The organism is Spirosoma areae (assembly GCF_054781775.1).
On sequence record NZ_BAAGTT010000052.1, the window covers coordinates 1 to 12,808 of the forward strand.

Annotated in this window: 14 protein-coding genes; 7 read left to right on the forward strand and 7 right to left on the reverse strand. The window is 49.2% G+C overall.

The window, feature by feature from the left end:
• On the forward strand, positions 1–109 hold a 109-nt coding region (locus ACYVI1_RS28875), incomplete at its 5' end, for an IS1 family transposase (protein WP_460915316.1).
• 79 nt (positions 110–188) lie between these two features.
• On the opposite strand, the gene ACYVI1_RS28880 is transcribed toward ACYVI1_RS28875, so the two are convergent.
• The 3 genes from ACYVI1_RS28880 to ACYVI1_RS28890 form a co-directional block, all read right to left on the reverse strand.
• The gene (locus ACYVI1_RS28880) at positions 189–1,193 is read right to left on the reverse strand and encodes a hypothetical protein (RefSeq protein ID WP_460914873.1); all 1,005 of its coding nucleotides are present in this window, start codon (positions 1,191–1,193) and stop codon (positions 189–191) included.
• Between the two features lie 256 nt (positions 1,194–1,449).
• The gene (locus ACYVI1_RS28885) at positions 1,450–1,659 is read right to left on the reverse strand and encodes a hypothetical protein (protein ID WP_460914874.1); all 210 of its coding nucleotides are present in this window, start codon (positions 1,657–1,659) and stop codon (positions 1,450–1,452) included.
• A 28-nt stretch (positions 1,660–1,687) separates the two neighbouring features.
• Positions 1,688–3,367: an amino acid permease gene (locus tag ACYVI1_RS28890; RefSeq protein ID WP_460914875.1), complete on the reverse strand. Its 1,680-nt coding sequence runs from the start codon at positions 3,365–3,367 to the stop codon at positions 1,688–1,690.
• Positions 3,368–3,623: 256 nt separating this feature from the next.
• Here ACYVI1_RS28890 and gldA point away from each other — a divergent pair, with 256 nt between their 5' ends.
• Entirely contained in the window at positions 3,624–4,541 is a 918-nt protein-coding gene (gene gldA, locus ACYVI1_RS28895; RefSeq protein WP_460914876.1) for a gliding motility-associated ABC transporter ATP-binding subunit GldA, read from the forward strand.
• 97 nt (positions 4,542–4,638) lie between these two features.
• On the opposite strand, the gene ACYVI1_RS28900 is transcribed toward gldA, so the two are convergent.
• Positions 4,639–5,172: a DUF4136 domain-containing protein gene (locus ACYVI1_RS28900; protein WP_460914877.1), complete on the reverse strand. Its 534-nt coding sequence runs from the start codon at positions 5,170–5,172 to the stop codon at positions 4,639–4,641.
• Positions 5,173–5,298: 126 nt separating this feature from the next.
• Complete coding sequence (gene aroB, locus ACYVI1_RS28905) at positions 5,299–6,366, reverse strand: 3-dehydroquinate synthase (RefSeq protein ID WP_460914878.1); 1,068 nt, start codon at positions 6,364–6,366, stop codon at positions 5,299–5,301.
• A 90-nt stretch (positions 6,367–6,456) separates the two neighbouring features.
• Here aroB and ACYVI1_RS28910 point away from each other — a divergent pair, with 90 nt between their 5' ends.
• The 3 genes from ACYVI1_RS28910 (at position 6,457) to ACYVI1_RS28920 (ending at position 9,248) form a co-directional block, all read left to right on the forward strand.
• Positions 6,457–7,698, forward strand: coding sequence for an MFS transporter (locus ACYVI1_RS28910; RefSeq protein WP_460914880.1), 1,242 nt, complete (start codon positions 6,457–6,459; stop codon positions 7,696–7,698).
• A gap of 136 nt (positions 7,699–7,834) precedes the next feature.
• Positions 7,835–8,743 (forward strand): manganese catalase family protein, encoded by a 909-nt coding sequence (locus ACYVI1_RS28915; protein ID WP_460914881.1) that lies wholly within the window; start codon positions 7,835–7,837, stop codon positions 8,741–8,743.
• A gap of 115 nt (positions 8,744–8,858) precedes the next feature.
• A complete protein-coding gene (locus ACYVI1_RS28920) occupies positions 8,859–9,248 on the forward strand; it encodes a hypothetical protein (protein ID WP_460914882.1) in 390 nt (129 codons plus the stop codon).
• Here ACYVI1_RS28920 and ACYVI1_RS28925 read toward each other — a convergent pair.
• Positions 9,243–10,298, reverse strand: a complete 1,056-nt coding sequence (locus ACYVI1_RS28925) for a glycosyltransferase family 9 protein (protein WP_460914883.1) — start codon at positions 10,296–10,298, stop codon at positions 9,243–9,245. The two genes, ACYVI1_RS28920 and ACYVI1_RS28925, sit on opposite strands and share 6 nt — an antisense overlap.
• Before the next feature lie 43 nt (positions 10,299–10,341).
• Between ACYVI1_RS28925 and ACYVI1_RS28930 the strand changes: the two genes are divergently transcribed.
• Together ACYVI1_RS28930 and ACYVI1_RS28935 are read left to right on the forward strand one after the other, a co-directional pair.
• A complete protein-coding gene (locus ACYVI1_RS28930; RefSeq protein ID WP_460914884.1) occupies positions 10,342–11,577 on the forward strand; it encodes a M16 family metallopeptidase in 1,236 nt (411 codons plus the stop codon).
• A gap of 81 nt (positions 11,578–11,658) precedes the next feature.
• Positions 11,659–12,003 carry a nucleotide pyrophosphohydrolase gene (locus tag ACYVI1_RS28935; RefSeq protein WP_460914885.1) on the forward strand — a complete coding sequence of 115 codons (345 nt, stop codon included), beginning with the start codon at positions 11,659–11,661 and terminating at the stop codon, positions 12,001–12,003.
• Between the two features lie 80 nt (positions 12,004–12,083).
• Here the strand turns inward: ACYVI1_RS28935 and ACYVI1_RS28940 are convergent, their stop codons facing one another.
• Complete coding sequence (locus tag ACYVI1_RS28940) at positions 12,084–12,731, reverse strand: sterol desaturase family protein (protein WP_460914887.1); 648 nt, start codon at positions 12,729–12,731, stop codon at positions 12,084–12,086.
• Positions 12,732–12,808 lie beyond the last annotated feature (77 nt).

Consider the following 12,808-nt stretch of genomic DNA (forward strand, 5'->3'; position numbering starts at 1 on the left):
CAAACGGTTAGCTCGGAAGACAATCTGTTTCTCGAAGTCAGTGGTGGTTCATGACACGGTGATTGGGTTATTTATCAATCAGTTTTTCTTCGGCATTCAACATTATTGAGCCATCACCAACTATCTTATATTGAGAGGGTATTCTGTAATTCAGTGCTTATCTATTAATTAATCTTCTCAAATAGTCTCTAAAAACTATAAATTCCTATTAGAATAATCCGTAGTTTTAAGGCGCTATTCTTCGTGTAATAATCAGAGTATTCACTTTCAAAACTAACAAGAGGCTGATATCGAATTACAACCCACCACTTCCCTGCTGAATTAATACCCGCAGTACGAATATTTACTTTCCCATAAGCGTTCATTACAGTATTTAAAGTAATATTTCCATCTATTGAATCCTTTATTAGAGGAAAGTATTTTTTAAAATTCCTAGCCATTTTTATTCCTATTATTCTTTGCTTCTTTTTATTTGCTCTATATAAAAATGATAGCCCCTGGCTATAATATATCATTTCTGTTGAAAAACTACCATGATTTTCTTCTTTATCTGGTAAGCCATAGACATTTATAACATCAGACTTCTTGCTATTATTAATTTTGATATTGTGTAATCCAGAAATGTTAATTTCTATTTCGTCTTCATCATCGTCCTCATTTTGATCCAAGTCCTCCTCTTCAATATCTCCATCCTCCTTATCTTCTTCGTACTCACTATCCTCTTCTTCCTCTATTTCATCTTTACTGCTTAGGTTTTCAGAACGTTTTAAGTCGTTGAAAACAGACATTGTCCATGTCTCAAGTAAACCGGCGGGTGTATCGTCTGGATCAATATTTAACTGTTCAGATTGTTTATGTTTTTCATCCTGCCAGTTTTTAGCCATTTCTAAAGCTTGAGATGAATGAGATATATTCTTTCTCAAATCAGTGGTATATATGGCTTCAACATGTTCGGGAGCACAATTTAAATTATTGGCAATAAAGACGTAGCTCGCTATTTTTTTGTTCTGATTTTTAATAGATTGGGTATTGAAATTTAATCCTCTATTTCCTTCTATACCTGCTGCTGATTCTGGATTATTCTTTTGATATTTCTCCCAGTTTTTATCTGTATTGTCTGTTATATATGTATCATAAATAAACTTACCAAAAAAGAACAGGGCAATTACTCCAATTACTGCAAGAAATTCCATTGTTTTTAATTAGTAATTTGTGGATGAATAATTCCTTTGACAAACCTTTATTATGGAAGCTTGAAATATGTTCTCTATAACAAGACTTCCACTGGTTATTATGCTATTTACCCCAATCAATAACCGTCTTAGCCTCTTCCAAACCGTAACAGCTTATTTAGCACGTTTGGCCCTACCGTCGGCCATATCTAAATGTGATTTATCAGGCTTATCTGACAATGGATAGTCGGCCCATATAATCTCCCCCTGCAAATAGTCAGGCATGTTGCTTAGCGTAAAATTCGTCCCATACGTCATTTTCGGGGGCCTCCCAATCGTCCCGGAGCGCTTCTTCGGTAAGTTTCATCCAGCCTGCATCCTCGTCCTCATCGTCAATCAATCGCTTAAACTCGTGCTGAACGGCAGCAGGCATTTGCCGGTAAATGATCCAAAGTGATCGGGCGATATCCATCGCTGTAGCTTCCATGTGTATCTTGTTTTAACAACAAACAAATTTACAACGAAATCGACTCCGCTTTCCGCAACTTACTATGGCTGAACCCATACGAAAAGTAGATAACTAAGCCAATCACTAACCAGATACCAAAAATCTTCCAGTTGCTGGCGCCCAATTCGGTCATCAGATACAGGTTGGTTAGCACGCCGACTACCGGCAACAATGAGAAATTATACCGGAAACCCTGCACGGCCAGTACCGTCCACACCCCCCAGAAAACGACCAGCAGTGGTTTACTCTCCAACGTTTGGACCAGGTTATCCCCCGTCAGCGCGTAGGCCAGTACGGCCAGCAGGACCGCCCCAATGATGTACTTGCCGTTTATGTAAGGCACCTTGAACTTCGATTGGGCCGTAAGTCCTTTGGCATCTAAGTACAGAATTCCGGCACAGACGAGAATAAACGCGAAAAACGTTCCCACGCTGGTCAGGTCGACAAAGAATTTCAAGTCCATGAACAGCGAGGGAATGGCCACCAGAAAGCCCGTAACGATGGTAGCAAACGAAGGCGTTTTGAATTTGGGATGAATCCGGGAGAACCGTTTCCAGAGCAATCCGTCGCGGCTCATGGTCATCCAGATACGCGGCTGCCCGAGTTGGTACACCAATAGGGCACTCGTGATGGCCACCACCGCACTCACCGAAATGACGCCAGCCACAAAATCGAGGTTTACTTTCTGAAACACGTAGGCCAGCGGGTCGCTTACGCCCAACTCCTTGTAATTTACCATGCCAGTCAGCACGAGCGTAATCAGCACGTAGAGCACAGTACAAATGCCTAAGCAGTAGAGCATGGCACGAGGCAGGTCGCGCTGGGGATTCTTACACTCTTCAGCGGTGGTGGAAATGGAATCGAACCCGATAAAGGCAAAGAATACTGACGCCACTCCGCTCAATACACCCGATACCCCGTTTGGCGCAAACGGCGACCAGTTAGCTGGTTTCACATAAAAGGCGCCCACCCCGATGACTAAGGCGATGACTGCTAATTTGAGTACGACCAGGATATTACTCGCCGTGCGCGATTCCTTGATACCGATATAGACCAACGCCGTAATCAGTACCGTAATGGCCCCGGCAGGCAGGTTGGCAATCAGATGGAACTCGCCGATCTGGGGCGCGTTGGCGTAGGCATCGGCCAGAATGCGCGTGTTTTCGGGAAGCGTATCGAGCGACCTACCCGCTAATCTGGTTTGCTCAATGAGGGTAAACGCACGGGACGCTGAACCGTAATCAGTGGCAAAGTATTTGGGAAAGGTGATACCAAAACCGCTAAGCATAGAGGTGAAATACTCCGACCACGAAATGGCCACAACCATGTTGCTGACGGCATATTCGAGAATGAGCGCCCAGCCAATAACCCACGCAAAAATTTCCCCAAACGCGACATAGGCATAGGTGTAGGCGCTGCCACTTACGGGCACCGTACTGGCAAACTGTGCGTAACTTAGCGCCGTGAATACGCAGGCAATGGCCGTAAACACAAACAGCAGCGACACCGCCGGACCACCGTTGTAACTGGCCAGGCCGATGGTGCTGAAAATACCGGCACCAATGATGGCCGCAATACCAAACGAGGTCAGGTCGCGGACACCCAGCGTCTTCACTAATTTACTCGACTCGCCTTCGGCGGCATCACTTAATATTTGGGTTACGGTCTTTTTGCGAAAAAGGGACATAGGCTGGCTGAAGAAAAACGGGGTCTATTGATGTTAAACCGCTAAAAATAGAAATTCTTTCCGGTTTTTGTCTGATACTTGTACACGGACGCCGGATAAGTATGTCATTTTTCGACAGGATTACAGGATTAGCACAATTTTGCTTAAATGAACATTCTGTCAATCCTGTAATCCTGTCGAATCAACATGAACACCTCATGAATATATGCCGGTTACGCGCCCTTCGTCGTTGATTAGTCAGCTTTATCAATAAATTATGTCTATCCGGGTACAGAATCTCACCAAAGAATATAATCAGCAGCGGGCCGTCGACCAGATTTCGTTAACTGTGCTGCCGGGCGAGATTGTCGGCTTTCTTGGCCCTAATGGGGCCGGAAAATCCACAACCATGAAGATTGCCACGGGTTATCTCCCACCAACGGAGGGCACCGTCGAAGTGAACGGATTCGACGTCAGGACGCAGCCAATGGACGTGCGCCGGAGTGTGGGCTATTTGCCGGAGCACAATCCGCTTTATTTAGATTTATACGTGAAGGAATATCTCCGCTTTGCGGGGTCCCTGCACGGCCTGCGTGGGTCAGACCTGAGCCGACGTATTGCCGACATGCTTGCGTTGGTTGGGCTTGGTCGGGAGCAGCACAAGCGCATCGGGCAACTCTCCAAAGGTTATCGGCAACGGGTTGGGCTGGCGCAGGCACTGCTGCACAATCCACCGGTATTGATTCTCGACGAACCCACAACGGGCCTTGATCCTAACCAGTTAGCCGAAATCAGGCAGGTGATTCGGGAGGCCGGTCGTGACAAAACGGTGCTTTTTTCCACGCATATCATGCAGGAAGTCGAAGCTATTTGTGACCGGGTGGTGATCATCAACCGGGGGCAGATTGTGGCCGACGGGCCGCTGAGTCAGCTCAGAAACGCATCGGCGGGAGAAAGCGTGGTCGTTGTTGCCGAATTTGAAGGCGATTTGACTGATTCGGCGGTGCTGACATCGGTGTCGGGCGTTACTCAGGTCGAACCACTCGGACGCGGTCAGTATCGCATTATTGCTAAGCAGACTACCGATTTACGAGCCTCGATTTTCCGCCTTGCCGCCGACCGGAATCTCAAACTGGTTGGATTGCGGCAACAGGAGAATTCGCTGGAGGGGATTTTTAAGGAATTGACGAAGTAATGTACCGCGCGGGCGGCCCCGAATGAATAATGGTCAATGGATAATGACTTGGTGCATTATCCATTGACCATTATTCATTTTACATCACCATTACCGCCTACCGGGCTGTCGCCATCAGCGGGTACTGGTCGAAAATGGACCGGACAATGCCTTTGAAATAGTTATTCTTGAAATTCTGGTTCCGCATCATCTTTGAGGCATAGCCTTTCCAGATCACCTGATACGATTCGGCGTCGATGAGCGAAATCATCAGCGTGCCTTCATCGAGATTGTAATCGATACGTTTGTAGGTGGCATCGTCATCTTCCCGAACGACCCAGTCTTTAATGACCGGCTGCTGGTAGCCCCGGAAACGCAGGTCGGAACGGAAAATATTATAGGATATCAACAGGTTGGGATTCCGGTTGCTGACCCGGTAGCCGCGTGCTTCCATCTGGTGCCGGATGGCATCCTGAATGTCGGAGCAGAGGAGTGTCGAATCGACAAATTCGCACTCTAAGAAATTGAAGGATTCGTAGTTTTTAAAATGGCCCTCGTAGCTATAATCATGCTCCACAAACAGTCGACTTGACGAACAACCCGCCATAGCAACAACGGCCAGCGTAAATAGAATTCCGATGCACTTTTTCATACTTACGTTCGTAAAGAAGTTTTCGATAGATAACTTATGTTTAATAAATAGTTATGACAACCACGGGTCGAACCCAAATATAATCGTAATTGTTTGGCAAACAATGGTCTATTACCAAATAATATGCTATTTATTTAGGCCCCGGTAGAACTCCATACCCCGGCGCATGTCGGCAGCCGTAACGGGTATGTCGAATGAACAACTTCCGGGTCCGTTGAGCAGCGACATTCGCACCTCCCGGCCCCGGTTCTTCTTGTCCTGCAGCGTCAGGGCCAGAATTGGCTCAATATCGTCATCGGTTAGCCGCACATTTCCATATACGGCAAATATGTATTCTTCGATTTGCGTCAGCAGCAATTGGTCAATCATCTTTTTCTGAAAGGCAATAAATGCTTCGGCCACCATCCCAACGGCAATGGCCTCGCCGTGCAGAAGCCGCTTGGGGGGCTGACCCGATCCGGTGCGCCGGAGCGACGGGACCGTCAGAAAATACGTTTCAACGGCGTGGCCCAGTGTATGCCCGAAGTTCAGAATTTTTCGTACTCCCTTCTCGGTAGGATCCTGTGCGACAACGTGCTGCTTCACGCCCACCGAATGCGCGACCAGCGCGGGCCAATCCTGCTCATTGAGGTCGCGTCGGCGAATTTCGTCCCACATACCCGCATCGGCAATCAGGCAGTGCTTAATGACCTCGGCAAAGCCCGACTGGAGTTCACGCTCGGGCAGAGTTGCCAGAAAAGTTGCATCAATAAGCACGCTATCAGGCTGTTGAAAAACGCCGATGTGATTTTTGAATCCCCGAAAATCAATACCTAATTTGCCGCCCACACTGGCATCTACCTGCGAGAGCAATGTGGTGGGCAGTTGGGCAAAGGCGATCCCTCGCTTGTAAGTTGCCGCACAAAAGCCGCCCATGTCGCCAATAACGCCCCCACCGAGGTTCAGTACCAGTGCATGCCGGTCGAAATTAGCCCGCGTCAGGGCATCCCAGATTAACTCGCAGGTGGCAATGTGCTTTTGCTCTTCGCCCGACTTGATCCTGACCAGTGTATGTTTGGGCAGTAACGGCTTTAATTCAGGGTAGCAAAACTTAAACGTGTGGTTATCGGCGATGACGGCAATGGCCGAAAAATCGTGGGACTCCAGGAAAGCAGGCAGGCTTTCGGAAATAGGGGCAATCGTTACGGTCGACATGCCGTAAAAATACATCTGCTAGGGGTTGGTATAAAGACATGCCCGTAAGTTATTTTTGGCCTTTCCCCTCACTCCCTTCCCTCGTCGCTTATGAAGGTCCGTTACCGCGTCCTCACGGGCTTATTTCTGCTCTCCACCATCACCTACCTCGACCGCGTTTGCATGAACGTGGTGAGCAAGTACGTCAAAGCGGACCTGCACCTCGACAATCAGCAGTTTGGCTGGATACTGGGTGCGTTCTCTTTAGCCTATGCGTTATTTGAAATACCGACTGGCGCTTTGGGCGACAAGATTGGGCCCCGGCGCGTGCTGACGCGGGTGGTGCTGTGGTGGTCGGGGTTTACAATGCTGACCGGCACGGCGTTTAATTTTCTGTATCTGCTCATCGTCCGGTTTTTGTTCGGCATTGGCGAAGCCGGTGCGTATCCGAATGCGTCAATCGTAATCGCGCGCTGGTTTCCCGCCGTTGAAGTAGGCCGGGCGCAGTCGGTGATATGGGCGGCTGGGCGGCTGGGTGGCGCGTTGACACCACTGTTGGTCATTCCGCTGGTGCACTGGGCGGGCTGGCGGTGGGCCTTTGGGGCACTGGGTTTGCTGGGCGTCGCATGGGCTATCGGCTGGTTTGCCTGGTTTCGGGACGAACCCGCCGAAAAATCGGGCATCAGCCAAGATGAGATTCAGGAAATCGAATCGGGCCGGCGTATCAAACAGACCGACCACCGGATTCCCTGGCAAACCATTATCCGCAACCCCGATTTATGGGCCTTGATGCTCATGTGCCACCTGTTTTTCTACGGCTCGTATTTCTTCACCAACTGGTCGTCGGTTTATTTTCAGGAAGGGCGCGGTATGACCGAAGACCAGACCAAGAACTTTATCTCCCTCTCCTATTTTCTGGGTGCCATTGGCTGTTTGGTCGGTGGTCTGTTGAGCGATGCGCTGACCAAACGCTACGGCCTGAAAATCGGTCGGCGGGCGGTGGGTATGGGTGGACTGGGCCTGTCGAGTTTGTTTTTTCTGCTGGCGGGGCTAACGACGGATAACCAGATGGCGGGCTATTTACTGGCAACGTGCGTCTTGCTGAAAGACCTTGCCCTGCCCGTTGCCTTTGCGGTATGCGTGGATATTGGCCAGCGCAACGCGGGCACAGTGACCGGGTCGATGAACTTTGCCGGGCAACTCGGTGGCTTTTTCATCACAATTCTGTTTGGCATAATCGTTGAACAAACCAAAAACTTCAATTATCCACTGTTCATGATTGCCGGTTGCCTGTTTGTTAGCGCGTTACTCTGGCTTCGAATCGACCCGACAAAGCCCGTGACGGTGAAGTAACATAACCGGACTGGCTACGTTCAGGCCCGTTGGCTCTCATTTTTCTTATTTCACACGTTTTTTCTAACCTAATCTCTGTAGGGTGAGTTGGCTTGTTGAGTATACATTCTCAGTCTAACTACAAAACGACAAGGTTATGATTTTAAAAATGGACCGGCTCCCTATTGAGCTGCCTATCCCTAAAAACCCGTCGGCCAACGACGCAGCCGCCATTCAGGAATTACTGGGTGGTAAATTCGGGGAGATGTCGACCCTGATGAACTACACCTTTCAATCGTTCAACTTTCGGGGTCGCAAGAAAATTCGCCCCTTCTACGACGTTATTGCCAGCATTGCCGGTGAAGAATACGGCCATATCGAGGTTGTGTCGTATGCCATCAACCTGTTGCTAACAGGCGTTACCAAACGCGGCCACGACCCCGTGCCGGGTCCACTTGCCGACGCTGTTAATGCCCGCAACACCTATCATTATATTGCCAGTGGACAGGGTTCGCTGCCTGTCGATTCGATGGGCAACTTCTGGACCGGCCAGAACGTGTTTAGCAGCGGGAACCTTAAATTAGATTTACTGCATAATTTCTTTCTGGAATGTGGCGCACGGGGCAACAAAATGCGGGCCTACGAAATGGTGACGGACCCAACGGCCCGCACGATGGTTGGCTACCTGCTGGTGCGCGGGGGGCTGCACATCGTTGCCTATGCGAAAGCGTTGGAAAAACTAACGGGCGTAGAAGTAACGAAACTGTTGCCAATACCCGACTTAAGCAACAATGCGTTTCCCGAAGCTAAGAAGTTCATGGAGCAAAAACTGCACCTGCAGCTTTACACCTTCAGTCAGGAAGATTACAAGCAGGCAGGTCTCATCTGGAACGGGCCGCACCCCGACGATGGCCAGGAGTGTGTGGTCATTGAGGGAGCCATTCCGGGCTTTCCAGTACCTGACCTTGAGGAAGAGCCACAATTGAATTCGCCCGGCGCCGACGATTTCGACCCGCAGGTGTTTTCGGATATGGCCAGGAAAATGGGCATCAAGTACGAATATTAGGCTATGGAGCGTGGGCTTCCACCCACGCTCCATTTGTAGTCAGTTTTCTGGAAAACGTCTCTCTTCGCTCTGTCATTGCTTTTGATTTTGCCCATAATATCAGTACGTTTGGGCTATGAAAAATGAGGAACGTATTTTAGAGTTACTGGTCGAAACCCTCCAACGCATTGATCGGCATAGTGAACAATTTGAGCGACTTGAAGAAGAAGTTAAGCAAATTAGTGAACGAATTGAACGCATCAATGAACGAATCGAGAATCATCAGGGACAATTGGATGAGCAGCGCGAACATAGAGACGAACAACGCCAGCAGATTTGGACATTAATTGCTCAGATGCAGAAACATCAGGAGCGCCTGGAGCGGCACGGAGAAGCCTTTGGTGAATTGCGGGAACGCACCGAAGCCATTCACCAAAGTTCGCTGGAGCAGCAGAAGGCTTACCAAGCCATGACGGAATTGTTAATGCATCATAATCGCGCCTTAGCCGCCAAAGGAATTTTATAAAGTTAATTGCGCCAACTCCTCCACCCGAATCCCCCAGGCGCACCGAAAATGACCCAGCGGACAGGCCGTCCGCCCATGCAGATTACAGGGTTTGCACGCCAGGTGTTCTGGTATTTGCACCACCCGCGAAACATCGGCCAGTGGCCCAAAGCCAAACTCCGGCACCGTTGAGCAGAAAATAGCCGTTGTCGGTGCGTTCATAGCCGAACACAAATGCAGTGGCGCCGAATCATTGACATAATTCATCACCGCACCCTGCTGCAAAGCCGCCGATTGCAATAAACTTAACTTTCCCGCCAGATTAACCACATCTGCCACCCGACCACTCAGGGTTTTAATGGTTTCACAGGCGATTGTATCGGTTGGCGCACCCAGCAAGTATACCGTCAGCTTTTCGGGTAATGCCTGAATTAGGTCAATCCATCGTTCGGCAGGATACTGTTTCGTGAACCAGACCGACATCGGCGCCATACACACATACCGCCCGCTCTGATATACCTTAATCACTTCATAATCCTCAGCCGACGGATACAGTTTGGGCCGCGCCAACGGTTGGACCGCCAATGGTTGGTTTTGTTGGTTCTCCCTCAGTTCCAGCACATTCAGCAAACCCCTGTTTCGGTCGACTTCATGTACTCCCGGCTCAAATCGGTGTTCGACCCGGTGCGTGAAGAACCGTGAAAAGGGGTTTTTGTCGAACCCAACCGTTTCTTTTGCGCCCGACAAAGTGGTTAATAAACCCATTGTACCGTATCGTTGCAGGTTCAGAACGGCATCGTAGTTCCGGGTACGAATGATGCGTACCAACCGCGATAAATCCCGATATTTGGCGAACGCGCCCCCGCTGCCTTTTTTATCCCAAACCAGCACCTCATTCAGAAACGGATGATTCGCCAGCAGGCCTTCGTTTCCTTTCCGAACCAGCACATCCAGGACGGCATCGGGCCGGGCTGCGTGCAGTTGTTCGAGCAGGGCCGTCGCCAGAATTACATCGCCGATGAACGCGGTTTGAATAATCAGGAACCGGGGCGGATTGGTTGCGGTTATCATTAGTACGCTCAATACGTCGTTACGACTGCGTAAATTACGAAGAATGGAAGATTACGAAGTTTATACCCTGCCCAACGGAATTCGGATTGCACACAAACAAATACCGCATACGCAGATTGCCCACTGTGGCATTATGCTCGACATCGGTAGCCGCGACGAACAACCGCATCAGCAGGGACTGGCCCATTTCTGGGAACATATGGCCTTCAAAGGTACGGAGAAACGAAAATCCTACCACATCATTACCCGATTAGAAACCGTTGGGGGTGAGTTGAATGCCTATACAACTAAAGAAAAAGTGTGCTTTCACGCGTCGGTGCTGGATGCTCATTTCGAGAAAGCCACCGAACTGTTAGCCGACATTACGTTTCATTCGGTGTTCCCCGAGAAACAAATCGAGCGCGAACGGGGGGTCATTCTGGAAGAAATGGCCATGTATTACGACTCGCCCGAAGATGCCATTCAGGATGACTTCGACGAGTTAGTATTCCCAAATCACGCGCTTGGCGGCAACATTCTGGGCACCACCGAAACCGTTGCGTCGTTCCGGCGCGAAGACCTTCAGCGGTTCATTGCCGAGAATTACGACACCAGCCGTATTGTGTTTGCCTCGGTGAGCAAGCTGCCCTTCAGACAGGTGGTGAAAGTGGCCGAAAAATACTTCCTCGACGTGCCCGCACAAATCGCGGCCCGCCAGCGCCAAATGCCAACGGACTATGTGCCGCGTCGAACCCGTGTGGAACGGCCTATCACGCAGGCCCAGTGCGCGGTAGGTCGTCCCGCTTATGGGCTGAAAGACCCGCGACGGTTGCCATTTTTCATGCTTGTTAACCTGCTTGGCGGGCCGGGAATGAACTCCCGGCTGAACCTGAATCTGCGCGAAAAATACGGCTTAGTGTATTCGATAGATGCCAGCTATACGCCCTATTTAGACACCGGTTTCCTGGGCATCTACTTCGGCACCGACCCTAAAAAAGTCGATAAGGCGCGGGCATTGATTATGAAGGAGTTGAAGCGCCTGCGCGAGCAGCCACTCACCACACTGCAACTGCACCAAACGAAAGAGCAGTTAATTGGCCAGTTGGCGATGTCTGAAGAGAGCAATAACAGTTTTATGCTGATGATGGCGAAAAGCCTGCTCGACATCGACCGGGTCGAAGCGCTGAACGATATTTTCAACGACATTAAAGCCGTAACGGCCAATCAGTTGCAAACGCTTGCTCAGGAATCGTTCGACGAAGACCAGTTCAGTACGCTGACGTTTGTACCGGAAAAATAGTTTTAGTTTATTGTTCCAGGTTTCAGGTTCAACGTCCAGCCAGAGCAATTAACATGGAACGTGGAACCTGGAACAATAAACATGAAACCTGAAACAGAATTAACCCTACGCGACGCCCAAACCACCGTTGACGACTGGATAAAAACCGTTGGGGTTCGGTATTTTAATGAACTAACCAACATGGCTATGCTCACGGAAGAAGTTGGCGAGGTGGCCCGCATTATCGCCCGTCGATATGGCGAACAGTCAGAGAAAGAATCGGATAAGACCAAAGATCTCGGCGACGAAATGGCCGATGTGCTGTGGGTGCTTATTTGCCTTGCCAACCAAACCGGTATCGACCTGACCGAAGCCTTTCAGAAGAACTTAGCCAAGAAAAACAGCCGCGATGCTACCCGGCATCTGACAAACGAAAAACTGAAGTGACGCCAGCCTGAATACGCTATACACAAAAATTCCCCGGCAACTAGTTGCCGGGGAATTTTTGTGTGAAAACGGTAGGCCATCTACTTCTGATAGGAGCCGAAAACATGATCCCAGAACGGCGACGATACCCCAAAGTTACTCTCCGGGTTCTTGTAATGATGCACGCTGTGATTTATCCACAGGTATTTAAAGAAATTCTTCGGTGGGGCATAAGCATGAACAATGAAGTGCATGGCTAAATAACCCGAATACCCCACCAGAAAACCAGGAAAAAAGGCATAAGCCGCTTCGCCCATCAACAGAAAAAACAAGCCAAAAAAGACACTGGCCACAACAATAGCGAGAGCGGGAGGCATTGCCAGCCGGGTCTTATCTTTTGGATACTCGTGGTGAACACCATGAAATTTGTACTGAATTTGGGCCCGTCGGGGCGTTGTTGGGGCCAAATGATACAGATAACGGTGTAACACGTATTCAAACAGCGTAAACGAGAGCAAACCGACTACAAACAAGACTGCAATGGTATTCGTACCCATATCTGTATAGGTAAAGGCATACCAACCCAGAAACGCCGACATAATCAGCCACATCGAGATGGGCACCATAATATGCGTTCTTGATAGCGCTTCCAGTATTGGATTATCAAATAATTTTTTGCTGCCACTGTTTTTAGGCCGGGTATTGCCATGACCAGCTAGTGTATGCAGTTTTTCGGTGGTTGATTCCATAGAGCAAAGACATTGTTAATAAACTATTGGCACAAAAATAGAGTGAAAAACGGTTAAACCTGATTATATAGTAAATC